Source organism: Kamptonema formosum PCC 10802, from assembly GCF_000332335.1.
In the GTDB taxonomy this organism is placed as follows: Bacteria; Cyanobacteriota; Cyanobacteriia; order Cyanobacteriales; family Oscillatoriaceae; genus Oscillatoria.
On sequence record NZ_KB235948.1, the window covers coordinates 6341130 to 6360216 of the forward strand.

Annotated in this window: 17 protein-coding genes and 1 riboswitch; of the genes, 12 read left to right on the forward strand and 5 right to left on the reverse strand. The window is 55.4% G+C overall.

What is annotated here, in order from left to right; translation table 11 throughout:
* Positions 1-40 precede the first annotated feature (40 nt).
* The 6 genes from OSC10802_RS0127965 to aroF all read left to right on the forward strand — a co-directional run bounded on the left by OSC10802_RS0127965 (position 41) and on the right by aroF (position 5749).
* Positions 41-1177, forward strand: a complete 1137-nt coding sequence (locus OSC10802_RS0127965) for a tetratricopeptide repeat protein (protein ID WP_232731765.1) — start codon at positions 41-43, stop codon at positions 1175-1177.
* 576 nt (positions 1178-1753) lie between these two features.
* Entirely contained in the window at positions 1754-2572 is an 819-nt protein-coding gene (locus OSC10802_RS42145) for a tetratricopeptide repeat protein (protein ID WP_155968481.1), read from the forward strand.
* A 228-nt stretch (positions 2573-2800) separates the two neighbouring features.
* The gene (gene ruvA, locus OSC10802_RS0127975; protein ID WP_017720084.1) at positions 2801-3424 is read left to right on the forward strand and encodes a Holliday junction branch migration protein RuvA; all 624 of its coding nucleotides are present in this window, start codon (positions 2801-2803) and stop codon (positions 3422-3424) included.
* 245 nt (positions 3425-3669) lie between these two features.
* Positions 3670-3939, forward strand: coding sequence for a 30S ribosomal protein S15 (rpsO, locus tag OSC10802_RS0127980; protein ID WP_017720085.1), 270 nt, complete (start codon positions 3670-3672; stop codon positions 3937-3939).
* Between the two features lie 10 nt (positions 3940-3949).
* Entirely contained in the window at positions 3950-4402 is a 453-nt protein-coding gene (locus tag OSC10802_RS0127985) for a PAM68 family protein (RefSeq protein ID WP_017720086.1), read from the forward strand.
* A gap of 288 nt (positions 4403-4690) precedes the next feature.
* Positions 4691-5749, forward strand: coding sequence for a 3-deoxy-7-phosphoheptulonate synthase (aroF, locus tag OSC10802_RS0127990; protein ID WP_017720087.1), 1059 nt, complete (start codon positions 4691-4693; stop codon positions 5747-5749).
* A 178-nt stretch (positions 5750-5927) separates the two neighbouring features.
* On the opposite strand, the gene OSC10802_RS0127995 is transcribed toward aroF, so the two are convergent.
* The 4 genes from OSC10802_RS0127995 to OSC10802_RS0128010 all read right to left on the reverse strand — a co-directional run bounded on the left by OSC10802_RS0127995 (position 5928) and on the right by OSC10802_RS0128010 (position 9818).
* Positions 5928-7058 (reverse strand): HetZ-related protein 2, encoded by a 1131-nt coding sequence (locus OSC10802_RS0127995; protein WP_017720088.1) that lies wholly within the window; start codon positions 7056-7058, stop codon positions 5928-5930.
* 716 nt (positions 7059-7774) lie between these two features.
* Positions 7775-8551 carry a peptidylprolyl isomerase gene (locus OSC10802_RS0128000; protein ID WP_232731766.1) on the reverse strand — a complete coding sequence of 259 codons (777 nt, stop codon included), beginning with the start codon at positions 8549-8551 and terminating at the stop codon, positions 7775-7777.
* A gap of 148 nt (positions 8552-8699) precedes the next feature.
* Positions 8700-9266: a hypothetical protein gene (locus OSC10802_RS0128005; protein WP_017720090.1), complete on the reverse strand. Its 567-nt coding sequence runs from the start codon at positions 9264-9266 to the stop codon at positions 8700-8702.
* 204 nt (positions 9267-9470) lie between these two features.
* Positions 9471-9818 carry a hypothetical protein gene (locus OSC10802_RS0128010; protein WP_017720091.1) on the reverse strand — a complete coding sequence of 116 codons (348 nt, stop codon included), beginning with the start codon at positions 9816-9818 and terminating at the stop codon, positions 9471-9473.
* 371 nt (positions 9819-10189) lie between these two features.
* Here OSC10802_RS0128010 and pap point away from each other — a divergent pair, with 371 nt between their 5' ends.
* Positions 10190-11686, forward strand: coding sequence for a polyphosphate:AMP phosphotransferase (gene pap / locus OSC10802_RS0128015; protein WP_017720092.1), 1497 nt, complete (start codon positions 10190-10192; stop codon positions 11684-11686).
* 196 nt (positions 11687-11882) lie between these two features.
* Here the strand turns inward: pap and OSC10802_RS0128020 are convergent, their stop codons facing one another.
* Positions 11883-12791 (reverse strand): pentapeptide repeat-containing protein, encoded by a 909-nt coding sequence (locus tag OSC10802_RS0128020; protein WP_017720093.1) that lies wholly within the window; start codon positions 12789-12791, stop codon positions 11883-11885.
* A gap of 572 nt (positions 12792-13363) precedes the next feature.
* On the opposite strand from OSC10802_RS0128020, the gene OSC10802_RS0128030 reads away from it, so the two are divergent.
* From OSC10802_RS0128030 to OSC10802_RS0128045, 5 genes are all read left to right on the forward strand, one after another.
* On the forward strand, positions 13364-14485 hold the full coding sequence (locus OSC10802_RS0128030) for a YdcF family protein (RefSeq protein ID WP_017720095.1): 1122 nt from the start codon (positions 13364-13366) through the stop codon (positions 14483-14485).
* A 178-nt stretch (positions 14486-14663) separates the two neighbouring features.
* Positions 14664-14786 (forward strand): hypothetical protein, encoded by a 123-nt coding sequence (locus OSC10802_RS55915; RefSeq protein ID WP_255349180.1) that lies wholly within the window; start codon positions 14664-14666, stop codon positions 14784-14786.
* An 18-nt stretch (positions 14787-14804) separates the two neighbouring features.
* Positions 14805-15356, forward strand: a complete 552-nt coding sequence (locus tag OSC10802_RS0128035; RefSeq protein ID WP_017720097.1) for a hypothetical protein — start codon at positions 14805-14807, stop codon at positions 15354-15356.
* 181 nt (positions 15357-15537) lie between these two features.
* Complete coding sequence (locus OSC10802_RS0128040) at positions 15538-17298, forward strand: ABC transporter ATP-binding protein (protein ID WP_026098886.1); 1761 nt, start codon at positions 15538-15540, stop codon at positions 17296-17298.
* Positions 17299-17588: 290 nt separating this feature from the next.
* Positions 17589-17738, forward strand: a riboswitch (cobalamin riboswitch).
* 16 nt (positions 17739-17754) lie between these two features.
* Entirely contained in the window at positions 17755-18420 is a 666-nt protein-coding gene (locus OSC10802_RS0128045) for a HupE/UreJ family protein (protein ID WP_017720099.1), read from the forward strand.
* The last annotated feature ends 667 nt before the right edge of the window (positions 18421-19087 follow it).

Sequence of the window (19087 nt, forward strand, 5' to 3'; positions counted from 1 at the left end):
ACTGGCCCTATACTGTGGGGGGCTTCGCCTCATACCTGGAGTGGCAGATTACAAGCAGGGAGTCGGGAAGGCCAAGCAAGGAGACTGCAGGGGGGCAGTAGAAGCGTTCACAAAGGCGTTGGGTGTCAACCCCAACCTAGTGGAAGCTTACGTCGAGCGGGGGGTGGCCCGATCTCAACTGGGAGATATCCAGGGAGCCATTGAAGATTTTACCTGGGCTATCAGTATCAATCCCAGCGATATTGGCGCTTACCTGCACCGAGCAAATCTTCGCACGGCTAAAGGAGACCGGAATGGAGCGCTAGAGGACTATCAGAAAGCCAGCAAGCTTTTTTTTGAGCAAAGAAAGATACAGGAGATCTGGCACAGACTGAGGCATTCGCAACAGCAGCCCCAACTGCCGGTGCGCCCACTCACTCCGGCTGAGGAATTTTTCAGTCAGGGATTGAGCAAGGCTAAAAAAGAAGACCACAAAGGAGCCATAGAGGACTTCAACCAAGCTTTGCGGCTGACTCCCCAGAATAGTCAAATCTATTACACCCGGGGGCGCTCTCGCTTCAAACTGGGTGACATTCAGGGAGCTATCGCCGATTTGACCCACGCCTTGCAGAGCAATCCTGGCAACGCCGAAGCCTATTTTGTTTTGGGGAATGTCTACCGGAAACAAGGAGCTTATCAGCGAGCGATTCAAAATTACACTCAAGCGCTACAGCTGTGCCCAGACAATCCAAAAGTTTACTATAACCGGGCCATTGCCAGCGCCGAGCTAGCAGAGAAGCGGCAATCCGCAGAGGACAAACAGAACTCTTTAAAAGATTATCAGAAAGCCGCATCTCTGTTTTTGCAGCAAGAAGATTTGCTCAATTACCGGCGGGCAATCAACCATCTCCCACAGTCCCTACAGGAGGAAATAAGCCCGAAAGAGTCGAAAAATACGGATGGGTTCAGCTCAATTTCTGCCGCATCTGCGGCAAAAACCAATTCTGCCAGCCAAGACAAGCTGCAGAAAAGCCAGCCCCTGCTCGGGCTCGAGAGGAAACTCCTCAGCCTGTTGAGCGGGGATCGGGGTGCGGCGGCAATACTGCTGTCTCAAGCTCACAAAAAAAACCCGGGAAAGCCGGCTGATTGGTATTTGGAGAAAATCATTTGGGATTTGCAACGAGAGCGCGGCAGATAGGAAAGCAGAGTAGCCGCCACCCCGGCTTGCGGGCCGGCTTGTGGGCCAGCTACCCGCCCCCTCCCGCTCAGTAAGAATATTTATTGACAAAAAGCCAATGAAGTGCTATTGCTGTCGCTGGCGGTTCAGAGGCACAGGCGCACTTCAACACAGAGCAGATACCACCCGACAGGGAAATCTCCGAAGGGCTGAAACACTGCTATAGTATTCTGTTGCCAACTTTAGCACTTTTAGGGCTTGCGCAGCCGACGGGTGGGGGGAAAATGCAGAACGCGCCCTTGCGCTCTGGAACACAGACCCTTTTCTCTGTGTTTCGCTCTCTGGCACTCTCTGTATCTCCCTCGCTCTCGCTTTTCCCTTCTTGCAAGTATCCTGCGCGACGGCGGGAAGCCCTCTCCTCCATCCGCCTCCATCCGCCGCCTGTTTCTGCAAGGAGAGCAGCTCTTCCCCACTCCCGGAGGAGTTTGAGGGGGATGCCTGCAAGAAAAGCCCTTGCGGCTGCTTAAAATTGATTAAAGTACAGCCACAAACCAGGGAGCATCTCGCCAATGGCTTCGACACCTTTCCAAAAGCGCAGTGACGTTGGCTGCAACGTCGCTACAGGTTTGGTACGGGCCCCAGTACGGGAACGATGTTTGGCCCACAGGGGTGGGAGATAAATTGAGATGCACCCATGACCGACCGGCACAAACGCTCAGATCCCAGATGAAAGCTGAGAAATTCTACAATCACTTTTTCTATTACCGGGGATTGAAAAAAGTTCAGGAAGGGGACTTCAGCGGAGCGATTGAGGACTGGAATCAGGAGCTGCGGCGCAATCCTGACTTTGCCTCAGCCTACTTCGAGCGGGGGAATATCCTGCGCAAACTGGGCGATATTCACGCTGCCATTGATGATTACACGCAAGTCCTGCAGCTTTCCCCTGACTGCCTTGATGCCTACTTCAAGCGGGGTAACGCTCTCAGGGAAATGGGAGATCACCTAGCGGCCATCGAGGATTACAACCAAGTCCTGCAGTTCAATCCCTATTTTGCTGAAGCCTATAACAATCGGGGCAATGCCCGCCGCGACAGTGGAGATGACCGGGGTGCTGTTGAGGATTACACTCAGGCACTGGCTCTCAATCCCGACTACGCCAAAGCCTACTACAACCGGGGGCTTTGCCGCCGCCGGCTGGGAAATTTGCTGGGAGCGATTGAGGACTACAACCAGGCGATTCGAGTCAAGCCTGACTATGCCAAAGCCTACTACAACCGGGCTTTCACTTACTGCGAGCTGGGAGCTAAGCAGAAAGCGATCACAGATTTACAGCAAGCCGCCCAACTGTTTCTTAAACACAGAGATATGACAGCTTACCGCAAAATAACAGAGGATATTCAAGACCTGGAGCAGTAGCAACAGCTAATTTAGGAAGTAATTGTCTAGCCCGAAGTGAGCCAGAAACTGGTTCAGAAACCGGCGGAAAAATTTCCCCGGTTTCTTCCCTAAGGCAAGAGCGCTGGATTCAGGACAATAAAGCCGTTTTTTGGGGATTTTTAAATCTTTAAAATTAGTTAAAAGCGATTTAAAATGTGAGATATTAGAGGGTTCGTTCTTTCACTCAACGGATGCCTGTTACCGCGAATGATTAGCTATCTCAAAGGTACAGTGGCGGGGATTCACCGAGGGACCGGCAATCGCGTCACCCTGATCCTGGAAGTCAACCAGATCGGCTGCGAGTTGCAAATCCCGCCCCGCATGGAGCGCGATCTTCGAGCCGGCGCGTCTGTCCAGGTTTTCACCCACCTGCAAGTGCGCGAAGAGCAGCCGGTGCTCTATGGCTTTGCCTCAGCAGCGGAGCGCGACTTGTTTCGCCAGCTGATCGCGGTCAGCGGCGTTGGCGCACAGTTGGCCATTTCCCTCTTGGACACCCTGGGACTGCAAGATTTAGTCGGGGCGATCGTCACCGGCAACACCCGCATGCTGGCCAAAACGCGCGGGGTGGGGAGCAAAACAGCAGAGCGCATCGCCTTAGAACTCAAAACCAAACTGGCTCAGTGGTGCAGCGAAATTGGGGATCTCGCGCTCTTGAGCGCGGGAAGCTCGCCGGCGCTGTGCGAAGACGTTGAGATCACCCTGCTAGCCCTGGGCTACACCAGCAGCGAGGTGATGGAGGCGCTCCGAGCCCTGAACGCTGACCCAAGTTTGTCAAACAGCCCTGACGCCGAAGAGTGGATTCGCGCCGCCATCACCTGGCTGAGCCGGTGAGAGCTGGGGATGCCCGGATGCCCGGATTGGGCATAGGGCATGGGGGATGGGGCATGGGGGATGGGGCATGGGGCATGGGGCATGGGGCAGTGGGCGATGGGACATGGACAATTTCCCCCGCTCCCGAGCTCCCGAGCTCCCCTGCCTAACACCTCACCCCCACCCCCTGCACCCTAATAAGCCGGCATAACTGTGCTAAGATGGGAGATTGCTGAATTCATGTCGATAAAAAAGTAACCACAGCAATGGCCCTGACACAGCAGCGCAAACACGAAATCATGACTCAGTACCAGATTCACGAAACCGACACCGGCTCGGCAGACGTGCAAGTCGCGGTACTCACAGAACGCATCAACCGGCTCAGCGAACACCTGAAAGCGAACCAGAAAGACCACTCCTCCCGACGGGGATTGCTGAAAATGATTGGTCTGCGCAAGCGCCTGCTCTCCTACATCCTCCAGGAAGACGAACAGCGCTATCGCAACTTGATCGGTCGCCTGGGCATTCGCGGTTAACAGAGCCACTATGTCACCTGAACCCCAACGCGAGCGCCTCCCCTTTGAGCCGGCTTCCAATCGCAAAAAATCTCCCAAAAACCGCCCAGAAGCCGCACCGGCAGGCGTTGGGGGTGAAAAAGAAGACCGGCGGCTGACAGAGGAAAAAATGGCCATTCCCGATGCGGTCAGCAAGCGCATGATCCAAAGGATGGCTCTACTGTGTGGCCTGCCCACGGCTTTCGGTATCGGCACATTTATTGCCAGCTACATCATCGTCAGCAATGAATGGTTCAAGCTGCCCAACGTAGCAGTCGTGCTCGCCAGCATGGGCTTTTTCGGTCTGGGCGTATTAGGGCTGAGCTACGGGGTGCTCTCGGCATCGTGGGATGAAGAGATCCCCGGTAGCAAGCTGGGCTGGAAAGAGTTCACCACCAACCTCGGACGGATGCGGGAAGCTTGGCAGTCACAAAAGCCCTCCTAGGGATTTTAGATTGGTTTCAGATTTGAGATTTTAGATTCGCGAGAAAATCCAAAATACCCCCCCCCCTTGAACCTCCCTGTTAAGGGGGAATCTAAAATCCCAAATCGACACTCTGACAGCTTACAGCCCGCGCGGGCTGTAAAAGAGGGGCTATTTCACCGGAAGTCCGCTTTCAGAAAGCCTGCCGGCCCGCAAGATTCCCGGTTTCTGTCCGGAGGGAGACAGACTTTTGAAATAGCCCGGGCTGTTAGAGCGTGCGCAAAAAGCAACGAAAACAGGTAATTTGAGATGATAATTGTCATGAAAAGCGGCTCTCCAGAAGTGGAGATTAACCGCATCAATTCTGAACTCGCAACCTGGGGCCTGACTCCTGAAAAAATTGTCGGGAAGCACAAGGTTGTCATCGGTCTGGTGGGGGACACGGCTGACCTCGACCGAGAGCGGCTGCAGGAAATCAGCCCCTGGATAGAGGCGGTGCTGCGGGTGGAGCAGCCCTTTAAGCGGGCGAGTCGGGAGTATCGCCACGGGGAAGCGAGCGAGGTGGTGGTGCCCACGCCGAATGGGCCGGTGGTATTTGGGCAGCACCACCCCCTGGTCGTGGTGGCGGGACCTTGCTCGGTGGAAAATGAGGAGATGATCGTCACGACGGCGCTGCGGGTTAAGGCTGCCGGTGCTCAGTTCCTCAGAGGCGGTGCCTTCAAGCCGCGCACTTCGCCCTATGCGTTTCAAGGACACGGCGAAAGTGCTCTGAACTTGCTGGCTGCGGCGCGAGACGCTTCGGGGCTGGGGGTGATTACGGAATTAATGGATGCCGCTGACTTGGAAGCCCTGTCGGAAGTGGCGGATGTTATCCAGATCGGTGCCCGCAACATGCAGAATTTCTCCCTGCTCAAAAAGGTGGGAGCGCAAAATAAGCCGGTGCTGCTCAAGCGGGGCTTGTCGGCAACGATTGAAGATTGGCTAATGGCGGCTGAGTATATTTTGGCCGCCGGCAACCCGAATGTGATTCTCTGCGAGCGCGGCATTCGCACTTTTGACCGGGAATACACGCGCAATACCCTGGATTTGGCGGCGGTGCCGGTGCTGCGCCGCTTGACTCACCTGCCGGTTATGATTGACCCCAGCCACGGCACCGGCTGGGCGGAGTATGTGCCGGCAATGGCTATGGCGGCTATCGCTGCCGGTGCTGACTCGCTGATGATCGAGGTCCACCCCAACCCCTCCAAGGCCCTCTCGGATGGCCCGCAATCCCTGAAGCCAGACCAGTTTGACCGGCTGATGCGGGAGCTGGCGACCATCGGCAAAGCCGTGGGCCGGTGGCCGCAACCCGTCCCCGCTTTGGTTTGAGCTGTTGCGCATTGAATGCGCTTGATAATGAACCGCCGCCGTGAAGGAGCGCCAAGAGAAAGCATCTTGGCGTCTTTGGTGTCCTGGGCGGTTGATTAGAACACAGGTCAATCATACGGAATATGGCGCTGAGGTTGACAAATTTGCAAGTTTGTGCTAGAGGCAGAAGGGGGAGCAATCAGGGCTCGTTGCGCAGCGTCTGTGCGGCTAAGTAGAGCTTGCTCCACTCGGCGGCAACCTGAGCGGGTTTGAGCTTCAGGGTTTTGGCGATCGCCTCAGCGGGCTGGCCGGTTTTGAGCAGCTGCAAAAGCTGGCGCTGCACCGGCGTCAGGCTGTCCCAGTATTGCTGCCACTGAGCCGGTGCCAGACCGAGGCTGTGTTCGGTGAGGGAAGTCAAGAGCCAGCTACCGACTAATTCGGGCTGTATTTTGAAGGCAAAAACCCGAAGGGCGTGGTAGCTGACTTTTTCTCGCAGCCGGTAGACTTGCTTGACCGGCACATTCAGCTCCCGGGCAATCTCATCCTGGGAGCGACCTTGCAGATAGAGCCGCAGCCACTCAACGGCTTGTGCGCCGAGGTTTTCAGCCAGGTAGGTTTCAAATTCCCGCCGCACGGCGGCGCGAAGCGTCAGCTGCTCTTCCCAAGCTTGGGTGTCTTGATACTGGGCGACTGCCTGGGTATCGAAGAGGCTGACGGGCTCCTCTGTGTCGTGGTGGGCAATTTCTTCGGAGACGAGCCGCAGGAGGGCGCTGGCCGGCACTTGAGTGAGTCCGCCGCGCTGAGTGCGCCGCAGGTAGTTGACAAACCGGTACACGAGCAGGGGCTGGTTGCGCACCGGTCGCAGGCAGTATTCTTCGGTGGCGGCGAGCAGCAGGGCGTTGCGCAGGCGGGGATCTGCGGTGCAGCCGGCAATCCTGGCGATTTCCAAGTGCAGGTAGCGGTCAGCCTGCAGCATTTCCTGGATGACTTCTCGCACCACATCCACCACACTCCGCTGCCGGTCCCGGCTGAGGGCGACCCAGGTGCGGACTTTCTGGCGCAGCAGCACTAATGAGCCGAGGCGCTCGATTAAGTGCCGGTACGCCTGTTCGGGGGGGACGCCCAGATAGCGGTGCCGCAAAATCCGGTAGCGGAAGTCCATCGCTCCCTCGGCTATGGCCAGTCCGGCGGGCTCTAGGGCCTCAAAACGGTCGGGATTCTCGCCCAGCAGCCAGCAGATAATGCTTTCGCCGGTGTCTGGGTTTTGGTTGGGGCAGTCGGTCGCTACTCGCGACCGCCATTGTTCAGCCAGTTGTTCTGCTAATTTCATCGAGTTGTGCCGGCACGTGTCAGCGGGGTGGGATGAATTGCGGGCGGCACCACTGGGTGCCGGTGGGGTCAAATGTGCGCACTTCACTACAAGATATAGCAGCAGTCATATTGGTTAGGACAATTAGGCATTGGGCATTGGGCATTGGGCATTGGGCATTGGGCATTGGGCATTGGGCATTGGGCATTGGGCATTGGGTTAAGTATTAACTTTTCTCCTCAAACCTAACCCCTAAAACCTAACCCCTAAAACCTAACCCCTTAATCACCCCGACATGATATAGGAGCAGTCATATTGGTTAGGGCAGGCGTTCGCCGTACCTACGTCGGAACCTGCTAGGATAGGCGATCATTCCGACGAGCGTGTCCGAAACTAAGTGAATATTGCTATATTAGATCGTGTTTGCCAAGTATCGCAGTATGCACTTAGGTTAGGACATTCGATCTAGAGGGCACGCAGGGAACGCGTGCCCTACACCTTTTTCCCTAGGTCACTGACGTCTTAACCAATATGACTGCTGCTATAACTGTTGAGCGATGAGTGCGCCATAAACCGATCATATCGCTTGAGTTGAAGGGGCAGGCTCACACGAGATGCCTGCGTTCAGCCTTGATTGTTTATAAACCCGCCCCTACTTCCGGCTTCCCCACCATCAGAAACCCGGTTTCTTGTGCTTTCACTTTTTGTTGATAAATGAGCGCTCAGGGGTGGGAGTCTTACTCCAGGTGCAGCTGGATGTTCTTGTTTTTCAGCTGCTCCTGCACCCACAACTCGAACATCCGGTCTTCGATTTCCCGTTTCAGTTGGCCTTCTAGGGAGGCCGGCTGCCACTGCTCTATGCGAAACAGGCAATAGCGCCCCTCAAATGCCACCGGCCCGATTAAGTCCCCCGGTTTCGCGCCGGCAATCGCTTCTCGAATCGGTTGGGGCAGCTGAGCGACACTGACGCGCCCCATCATACCGTTATAGAGCCGGTCGTCGGTGAGGGAGTGCTCTCTGGCCAGTTTTTCAAAGGGCCGGCGGTCGTCGATCAGCTGCCGCATCAGCTCTTCTGCCAGGCTGACGTCGCCGACGACGATGCGAGAGAGCACCACTGTGGCCAGCTGTTCTTTGTTTTTGCTGAAAAATTCCTGGACTTTGGCCGCAACCAGCTGGTTTTTCAGCCCGGCGATCTTTATGCCTTTGGCAAATTGGTTGCGGAAGTCAGCGTAGCTGATGCGCTGAGTTTGCAGCCACTGGTCGAAGCTCTCTTGGGTGACCAGGCGATTCTGCATGCGGAAGTTAACGATCGCCTGCTCGAGCTGGCTGGGATCGAGTTCTAAGTCGGGGCGGGACTGCAGTTGCTGTTCGAGCAGGTGCTGGCGCAGCACGGTCTGCACGAATCGCGGCAGTTCGCCGGCGGCTCGCAGGTAGCTTATGGTCAGGCGCAGGGAGAGGGGCTGACTGTCGATGCTGATGAACGTTTCGGCTTGCATAGCTGGTATTTTTGCCATCCAACAGCATCATTCTGAATGGTTTCTGGGGCTTTTGCCCAGAGCGGGGGATGGCGATGGCCATTCTAGGGGGCAATCGGCACAGGCACCGGCTCTGTTTGCAATGGTGTCTGAGATGTGGTATAATCAGATGTGGTGTTTTTGGAAACTAGCCGGCACCGATAGATTTCAGATGTGCTTTCTGTAACTTCCAGGTGTGCTCGATCAAGTCGATCAAATCTGGAAATGGCTGGAAGTGCCAGTAATACCGGGCCCAAAGCTCTGCCTTCGACCAGTCCAGTTCGGCTTGACGGCGGCAGCAGCGAAACATAGAGCAGTGTGACCCTGCTATCAGTTCCATTTGCCAGCGGTCGTAGGTTGCGGCTTCCAGCTGATAGCGCCGCTCCCTGATCCGGCGCAGCAATTCTTTTTGGGTGGCGTGGCAATAGGTTTTTGCTCGCTTCTGGAATTCCAGTCTCAAGGCGTATTCCAGCTCCTGCAAGTGGTCTAAGTGGGTGCAGGTTGAGATGCCGTAACCTATGGCGCGTATCCAGCACGGCAAGTCGCGATAGCTCACCACCTGGGCCTTTTTGTGCCGGATCTGCACCCACACTCCCACGTCCCAAAACTCCATAGACACGATCTCTTCGGTTTGCACTTTCACCATGTCGGCGACTTCCGAGGCCAGCACCCAAATGTGGCTGGTGCCGATTAATTTGAGTAAATTTGTGTACATAGGATTCGTCTGTTTAGTAGATGACACCCTCTAAAGCGTTAGCTCCCCTACAACAGGCACGCGCCTCTTTTTTAGGGGGCTGTCAGCAATACAATCATGCTGTAGCCTCCCGACTGTTTTTTGAGTCGTGGGATTAACCTGTACGAAGTATTTTTTGGGCTTCTACGGGTCACTAAATATTTAGAGAGTGGTGGACACGGCCTTCTATAAAAGGCATAGCTCTACGATAGAACAGCAAGTGTGACTCTGACAAGGGGTTTTTGGAAGTTTTTTGTAAACTTTTGTGTCGGGCGGGGGCCAGGGGGCGGCAAGGGAGCCGGCGGCCAGTTTGTAGTTCAGCCCAGCCCTGCCGGTGGCCAGTTTGTAGTTCAGCGCAGCCCTGCCGGCGGCCAGTTTGTAGTTCAGCGCAGCCCTGCCGGCGGCCAGTTTGTAGTTCAGCGCAGCCCTACAGGTGGCCAGTTTGCATCCTGGGTTTAGCCCGACCGGCAGCCCCAACTGCACCGGCACCGGCATTCGGGCGATGCGGGCCCGCTTCCCCTGGGCCACCGGCATTCGGAACAGCCGAGCCAGAGGTTGGGCGAGGTCTGGAGCTGTCGCAGCAAATATTGATAGCAGATAATCGAACTAATTTTACAAGCCTTTTTCCGGTATTAAATTTAATTATTATTTTAGAAATGCTGCCTGCACTGCATATTTTGAAGCGAAGAAATATCAGCTAAACTGGAAAACCACAGGAGCAAAGTTCGCCGGCACAAGGCATGGCAGCACATCCATTAATGGCGGCAGCAGCAGCAGAGAATCGAGTCCAATCCCCTTGACAGCCGGCAATCATGAAGTTCCTTGCCTGAGCTGAAACGCTATCCTATTAGAGATTGGACAAGACGGCCACCCATCTAAAATCTAAACTGGAAACTCTAAAATCGATGCTAGACACCCTAGACCTCAACCTCACCCTCGATAAAGAAACGTACAAAACCCAGATAGAGAACCTGATGCAGCAGCTGCGAACGCTGCAGAAGGCGTGCTGGGAGAAAAAATTGCCGATGATAGTGGTGCTGGAAGGCTGGGCGGCTGCCGGCAAGGGTTCCCTGGTCAAAAAGATGGTGGGATACATGGACCCGCGCGGGTTTGCTGTCCATCCGATTTGGCCGGCAAGCGCCGCTGAGCAGCAGTACCCTTTCCTGTGGCGGTTTTGGCAGAAACTGCCGCCGAATGGCAGCATCGGTTTTTTCTACCACAGCTGGTACACCCGGGTGCTGGAAGACCGGCTCTTTGAGCGCTTGAATGCGGCGGAAGTGCCGGTGGCGATGCGCCAGATCAACGCCTTTGAGCGCCAGCTGGCGGATGACGGGGCGGCAATCTCCAAGTTCTGGATTCACCTGAGCAAGAAGGAATTGAAAAGCCGGCTCAAAAAAGCCGCCAATGACGAGTTAGAAGCGTGGCGGGTGCGTGCAGAGGACTGGCAGCAAGCCAACCACTACCAGCGGTACGCCACTTTTGCCGAGGAAATGCTCACCGGCACCAGCACCGGACCGGCACCCTGGACACTGGTGGAAGGGGACTGCCAGCGGTGGGCGCGGGTGAAAGTGCTGACCAAAATGGCCACCACCCTGCTGGAAGCCCTCGACCGGCGGCACGCCCTGCTCCCGCCGCCGGTTTTGCCGCCGCAAGAGCGTCTGGAACCCACGGAACCGGACTTACTGGGGCAAGTGGATCTCAGCCTCAGCCTGTCTAAAGACGAGTATAAAACGCAGTTGCGGGAAGAACAAGTGGAGCTGCGCAAACTCCAGCTGAGCATTCACAAACATCAGGTGCCGGTGCTGGTGCTATTTGAGGGTTGGGACGCCGCTGGCAAAGGGGGAGCGATCAAGCGCCTGACGGATGTGCTAGATCCGCGCAGCTATGTGGTTCAGCCATTCGCCGCCCCCAGCGACGAGGAAAAAGCCCGCCACTACCTGTGGCGGTTCTGGCGCAAGCTGCCCACTGCCGGCACGATCGCCATTTTTGACCGCACCTGGTACGGGCGGGTGCTCGTCGAGCGCGTGGAAGGATTTGCGGCAGGAGCGGAGTGGCGCAGAGCTTACCAGGAAATCAACGAGTTTGAGGAGCAGTTAACCAGCGCCGGCTGCGTTTTGGTCAAGTTTTGGCTGCACATCAGCCCGGAGGAGCAGCTGCGGCGATTTGAGGAGCGCCAGAACAATCCTTTTAAGCAGCACAAGCTAACACCGGAAGACTGGCGGAATCGGGAAAAGTGGCCCCTGTATAATGTGGCGGTGAACCAGATGATTCAGCGCACCAGCACGCCGGCGGCTCCTTGGACAGTCGTGGCGGGGAATGACAAATACTACGCCCGCGTGAAAGTCATCAAAACGGTCACCGAGGCGATAGAGAGTCAGCTAAAACGCCGGCACAAGGGTTAGGTGTTAGGGGGATCGTCGCATTGGGGATCGTCGCATCATCGCATCATCGCATCATCGCATCATCGCATTGGGTGTTGCTGATTTCTCGCGCAGGCGCTTTGCGACGTGCGCTTTGAGCTTCTGCCTAAATCTTCCCCATGCGCCATGCGCCATGCGCCATGCGCCATGCGCCATGCCCCATGCCCCATGCCCAATCTTAAAAACACATCAGCGTTTCTTTGGTATGCTTGTGAGTCCAAGCGGTCATGCCGGTGGCGATTAAGCAGAGGTAGCGGCGAGCTTCTTCTGTCAGGGTGACGCCGGTGAAGTCTGCTCCCTCGATTTTGACTCCGAGCAAGTGCGCCTCACTGAGATCGGCACCGCTCAAATCTGCTTTGCTGAGATTTGCCCAACTCAGGTTAGCTTTACTGAGAAACGCCTTAGTCAGGTCAGATCCCGTCAGGTTCGCCCCAGTCAAGCTGCCGCCGCGGATCTTAGCCGCCTTGAAATTGGCAGCCATCAGGCTGGCATCTTGCAGGTTGACGCCGCTGAGTTTGGCGTTGCTGAGGTCAACACCGTTGAGATCGACCCCATTGAGGTCAATCCCGTTCAAAAAAGCGGCACTTAGGTTGACACCATTTAAGAAAGCTCCATCCAAGGTAGCCCCACTGAGTCTGGCACCGGCCAGATTGGCCCAGTTGAGATTGGCTCGGCTGAGGTTGGCACCGCGCAGGTTGATGTCGGTGAGATTAGCCCCACATAAATTGACGCGCTTGAGGTTAGCACCTCGCAGGTTCGCGCCGGTGAGGGTAGCACCGCTGAGCTTGGCTTTTGAGAGGTCTGCTTTTACCAAGAAAGCGCCGGTGAGGTTAGCTTTGGTTAGGTCGGCATCTGCGAGACTGCCTTCGCTCATTTTCACAAAACTCAGATCCGCCCAGTTGAGGAAGGCATCACTCAGGTCTGACTTGGTGAGGAAAGCCCGAGTGAGATTGGCTCCCATGAGGTTCGCACCGGCAAGGTTGACCTCGATCAGGGTGACACCACTCAGGTCGGCTCCTTGCAAGTCCGCACCGGCAAAGTTTCTCTCTCCTTGGTTGTACAGCCTCAGCAGATGACTAACTTCCATATCGTGAACTCCAATTGCGACCGTTTTGGGTTTGGGCAGTGCAAGGACAGGGCTAAAATTTGGCAATTTCAGGTCAGCAAGGGGGTCTTGGGGGTTGCCCTACAATTAAGATGCCCAGGCGATGGACGCGATTATCAATGTTTCAATCCCGTTGCCGGGATTCAGCGGGCAAAAAATATTCTTCTCCAGCCCCCTGCTGAAATCATTATCGCATTCCGAACCCGCAGCGCCAGCAGGCATCGGGATGCTGCTGTGCGCTCTCACCCACCTATTGCTCCTGGAGGAGTTTGCGGTTGTGGGGGGCACCGCTGTTTTTTAGAACTTGCAATAAGCGCGTGAATTTTGGCACATTGTTTTAGTTGCTGCATCAGCGGTGGGGAGCTGAGACGATTGGGTAATATTGCAAAATAGTAGCAAACGGGACTGAGAGCCTGCTTGCGCCTGATTAGGATATTACCGTGACCGGCTTTTCTGGGATTTTAAGAAACAAGTATATTTGTAAAGAAATTTTGTCGGGTCGGGACTGGAGGAGGATAGAGTCTGCCCACAAGTGGTAGGGAGAGAGTGCGCCAATGTTTCCACTGCAAGCCCAAGTTCTGCTTTGGCTGCTGATTGCCTTCCTGCTTTGGTATCTGCTGTGGCAGGCAGCGCCCAGAGACTCGGCGTTCTGGTTCGTCCGCGTGATAGTGGCGCTCACCCTGATTGCAGCGTTTTTCTCCCCAGCCGATCCATTCAGTCAATTTGCGTGGGGCCTGCTGTCCTTACCGCTGAAGCCGCTGGGTCTGCCGGCAGTGCTGCTCATCGTGGCCAGCCGGCAATATCTGTGGGTGAAAAGCTTGCCGCAAACACGAAAGGTTATCGTCCGAACAGTTAAGTCCGAGGAGGAGAAACCGGGAAAGGTTCTTGTCCGAACAGTTAAGTCCAGGGAAGAGAAATCGGGAAAGGAGATCGTCAAAACAGTTAAGTCCGAGCAAGTCTGGGCAGCACTGCTGATTTTGCTGGTTTTCAGCAACCCTTGGATAGCGCTGCAGCTAGAGGGGACAGTCAGCTGGCTAGGGCTGGACAGGTCAGCGATTTGTCCAGAAGATGGCGGCGAGCCCAAACCAACTCAAAAGGCAGGCGCGATTGTGGTGTTGGGGCGGACAGTCACTCAGCCTGGACTGCGCTACGGGACTCAAATGCAGGTGACAGATACCAGCGAGCGCATCCTGGCGGCTTTTGAGCAGTACCGGCAGCAGCGAGAGTTGGGCAATCGCCCCCGGGTGATTGTCAGCGCCGGCATGGGGTCAGTGGGTGGGGCGCGGCGCACAGAGACAGACACTACGCTCCGCCTGCTGCAAAAACTGGGGGTGAAGGACGTCCGCTTTGATGACAGCAGCTTAGATATTTATAGCAGTGCCCTAGAGGTTAAAAAAATCTTGACCCAGGAGGCACCCGACCCGAAACAGCCGATAATTTTGGTGGCTTCTGCCCTGGATCTAGGTCGGGCCAAACTGACCTTTCAAAGGCTGGGCCTGGAGGTGATTCCTAGCGCCCTCGACTTGTACGAGCGACTTTGCCAGCCCTCCCAGCACCGCGTGCTGTTTGCAGACTTTGTTCCCAGCGCCCAAGCCCTGATGCGCAGCGAGCGCTCTATTAATGAATTCTTCACCTTAATTTATTATTTTTTGCGAGGCTGGCTGTGGGTGCCCTAGCAGTGGCGCGAGCGCTGTCGCTCACCCCTTAAATTTCTTGCCGAAACCCGCCCCGCCGGCACGAAAGGATGGAAGATTTGCGCCGAAAAATGTTAAGTTCGTGCCAGTCTTGGCCGCACTGCTGAGGTAAGCTGATTGCCCGCACCGGCAGCGCTGAAAGTCTAACAGGAGCAAAGCGATGTATAATAGCACAAAATATGCAATTTGTCAAGTGCGGGCGAGTGCCGGCCACCGGCAGCTCAAACCGAGTCACTGCAGCGCAATGTTAGTTCCGCTCGTCAACCAGCCCCATTCCCACTAGAAAACTCCAAAGATCGCCATGTTAGAAGCCTTAATTAGCTTAATCATTTTGCTGTGGCTCGGCTCTTTTCTCGTGCCGGTGATTAAGAACTTATTTCAAAAAGACTATGGAAGCTATCTGGGGGCGGCGATTGCTCTGCTTATTGTCGTCTTTTTCGTATTAAGACTGCCCAGCTACAGCACCTGCACTATACTAACAACTCTGTGGGTCATCCTCACCTTCCCGCTTAGACCGCTGGGCCTGGTGCTGGTGATTTTGCTGCAAGCTTTGAAGGAAGGGATGAGAAAGCTAGAGGACGATAAGGAAGGGAAGAAAGCCCAGGACTCCAGGAAAAAGCTCACAGAGCGGGTGATGGTGGCGCTGGTATTTTTATTGCTCTCTAGCGTGCCGGTGTCGGCGGACTGGCTCGCAGACAGATTGGGGCAAGAGTCGCCGATACGCACAGGACTGGGGTTTGTAGATTATCTGCCCAGGATTGAGGGACTCAGCGCCACAACTAGCGTCCTGGAAAAGGCTCTGCCAGTTCTTTACAATCCGATTAACGTTTGTCCGCCCCCACCGGGATTGTGATTCAGTGTTACATTCGGAAGTGGGCGCTGTTTCTGTTACCCGCACTGGGGAGGTTGGGACAGCTACCCATCCAAGATGGGACACCCATTGGGGAACTTGAAATCGGGGTTGTTTGAGAAACCCGGTTTCCCCTCACCCCCTGATGACGCCCGCAGACGCTTTAAACCTTTCACCCCGACTCATGGCTCGCTCTCGACTGCAAAAACTGGCTGCTTACCTGCGCCCCCACTGGCGTCAGGCGCTCTCGGGCATCCTCGCCCTGCTGATTGTCAATGGGTTGGGGGTCTACATTCCCCTGCGGATTCGCAACAGCATTGACAGACTCAGGCTGGCGGCAGAAGGCCCAGTCCCCTCTCTAGAATCGGTTTGGCCCTATGTGCTGCTAATCTTCGTCTTAGCAACGCTGATGTGGGCAATCCGGGTGGCGTCGCGCCTGTTGCTGTTTGGGGTGGGGCGTCAGGTGGAATTTGACCTGAAACAGCGGATTTTTGAGCATGTGCTCACCCTGGAACCGTCTTACTTTGCCAGCAACCCGACGGGGGATTTGATTAACCGCGCCACCTCGGATGTGGATAATATCCGCCGGCTGCTGGGGTTTGCGGTGCTGAGTCTGGCAAATACGGTGTTTGCTTACGGACTGACGCTGCCGGTGATGATGGCGATTAACCTGCGGCTGAGTTTGCTGGCTATCTCTGTCTATCCTGTGATGCTGGTACTGGTCCAGCTCTTTGCCAACCGCTTGCGCAACCTACAGCAGACTGTGCAAGAAGAACTCTCGGATTTGAGCGATCTTATCCAAGAGGATATGAGCGGTATCTCGCTAATTAAAATCTACGCCCAAGAAGAAAATGAGCGCCGCGCTTTCCGCGAGCATAACGACCGGCTGCTTTCCGCGACACTGAAGCTGGCGAAAACTCGCACGCAGCTGTTTCCGATTCTTTCGGGTTTGGCGAGTTTGAGTTTGCTGGTATTGCTAGCATTCGGTTCCGGCGCGATTGTGGCAAAGGAAATTACGGTTGGGGATTTTATCGCTCTGATTCTCTATGTGGAACGTTTGGTTTTCCCAACAGCGCTGCTCGGTTTTACGATTACTGCCTACCAGCGTGGGGAAGTGAGTATTGACCGTGTAGAGGCGATTTTGACAGAAAAGCCGAAAATTCAGGACGAGCCGGCGGCGGTTTCCCTGCCGGTGCCGGTGTTGGGTTCTGTCAGGGCGCGCAATCTCAGTTACACTTATCCGGGAGCGTCCGCACCGGCACTGAGAAATGTCAGTTTTGAGATTGCTGGCGGCGAAACGGTAGCCATTGTGGGACCGGTGGGCGCGGGCAAATCGACTCTGGCGAATGCGCTCCCCCGCTTGCTGGATATTGCCAGAGGGCACCTGTTTTTGGATGGCTGCGACATTACTGAACTGCGATTGCGCGACTTGCGGGGGGCGATCGCTTATGTGCCGCAAGACAGTTTCCTGTTCAGCACTACGATTGAAAATAATATCCGCTACGGGAATCCCCAAGCTGAGCGGGATCGGGTGGGAGAAGCTGCGAAACAAGCGCAGATTGAGGGAGAAATTCTCAATTTTCCGCAGCAGTATGAGACAATTGTGGGAGAGCGGGGGATTACTCTATCTGGCGGACAGCGGCAGCGCAGCGCTCTGGCTCGCGCAATGCTTGTGGATGCGCCGGTGCTGATTCTGGATGATGCGCTTTCTAGTGTTGACAATCAAACGGCGACGGCTATTTTGAAGAATCTCTCCGCCGGCACAATGCGGAAGACGGTAATTTTTATCTCGCACCAGATGTCTGCGGCGGCGACGGCTGACCGGATTTTTGTGATGGATGCCGGTGAGATTGTGCAAACCGGCACTCACGCGGAGCTGATGCAGCAAGCCGGTCTGTACCGCACGCTTTGGGACCAGCAAAGGTTGGAGGAGTTGCTGCGCTAGATGGGGGAGAAAGAAGCCAGAAGGATAACTTGTTTACTCATGTTCGTAGTTGGGCTTCAGCCCAAAAGTTCGTAGTTGGGCTTCAGCCCAAAAGTTCGTAGTTGGGCTTTAGCCCAAAGTTCGTAGTTGGGCTTTAGCCCAAAAGTTCGTAGTTGGGCTTTAGCTCAAAAGTTCGTAGTTGGGCTTTAGCCCAAAAGTTCGTAGTTGGGCTTTAGCCCAAAAGTTCGTAGTTGGGCTTGAGCCCAAAGTTTGTAAAAAGTGTGTAGTTAGCCCGCAGCAAATAGTGCTACAATTGTCAAACTCCAGCCGGTTCTGGTGGGGAGCAGCCACCAGAGGTAACGGGGAAAGTTCGGTGTGAGACCGGCACTGTCCCGCAACTGTAATCTGGCCACTGTAAGTGGCCATTAAGTCAGAACACCCACCGGCAGTTGTATTGCATAAATCTGCGAGGTACAGATGGATTTGGGAAAGGTTTCACAAGTTGGGAAAAATGTCAAGGGTGCTGGCATTGTGGCGGCAATATCGGCGCTGGGAGTGCTGAGCGCCGGCGCACCGGCACTGGCGCACCACATGATGGGAGGCAAAACGCCCTCGAATTTTTTTGAGGGGTTTATGTCAGGATTGGCGCATCCGATTATTGGGGTTGACCATTTTGCTTTTGTGGTGGCAATTGGGTTAATTGCTGCTGGGCGATCCGGTGGGGTGTTTATCCCGGCGGTTTTTGTGGTGGCGGCGATGGTTGGCACCGGCATTCACTTGCTGAGCGTGAATATGCCGGCGGTTGAGATTGCGATCGCTCTGTCGGTGATTGCGGGGGGTTTGCTGCTGGTATTGAAGCCGCAACCGGCAATTCAGACGCCGGTTTTAGCGCTTTTGGCGGCACCGGCTGGGCTGTTTCACGGGTACGCCTACGGTGAGTCGATTGTGGGGGCGGAAATGACGCCGCTGGTGGCTTACCTGGCAGGTTTTACGGCAATTCAGTTTGGGATTGCGCTCTTGGCGCTCAATGCCGGCAATTTGCTCAAGAGTAAAGGGGTTCAGCCGGAATTGCTGAAGCGATTTGCCGGTGGGGCAATTTGTGTGATTGGCGGCGTTTTCTTGTCGCTGTCGGTGGCGGGATAGAAGCCGGCACTCCAACCCCCTCCCCGCCGGTGGGGAGGGGGAGTAAGATGAGGCGCACCGGCATCTCTCGTTCCCAGATAGAGCCTGGGAACGAGGGGAAGGGCAGGCGAGACGCCTGCCCTACGTCTATACGTCGTATCCCAGTTTCCTAATCTAACTGGCTACTGCTATATAACTGAGATATTGCCCGCGAATTTACAGAGATAGGGAGGGATCGCCGGCGTAACCCCCAAAAAACCGGCAACCGGCACGTCAAAATTTTCCCAATTTCCACTAGACACACCGGCACATTTGTGGTAGATTCGTATTGTGGGAGAAGGTGCGCAAAAAAAAGGGCCGGTGCGGGCAGGCGGAACAGTGGCAAAGAATTTCCCTCAAGTTGTAGTCGAGCCCCCCGGCGATTGGAAATCGCGGCTACACAGACAAAGCCCGCCTACCCTTCGGGAAGGGCTTCGCCCAACGCGGGCTAAGAAAGGCAAATTTTCCCAATTTCCCGCCACCGGCACATTTGTGGTAGAGTGTTATTGTGGGAGAAGGTGCGCAAAAAAAGGGCCGGTGCCGGCAGGCGGAACAGGGGCAAAGAATTTACCTCAAGTTGTAGTCGGGCCACCCGGCGATTGGAAATCGCGGCTATACAGACAAAGCCCGCCTACCCTTCGGGAAGGGC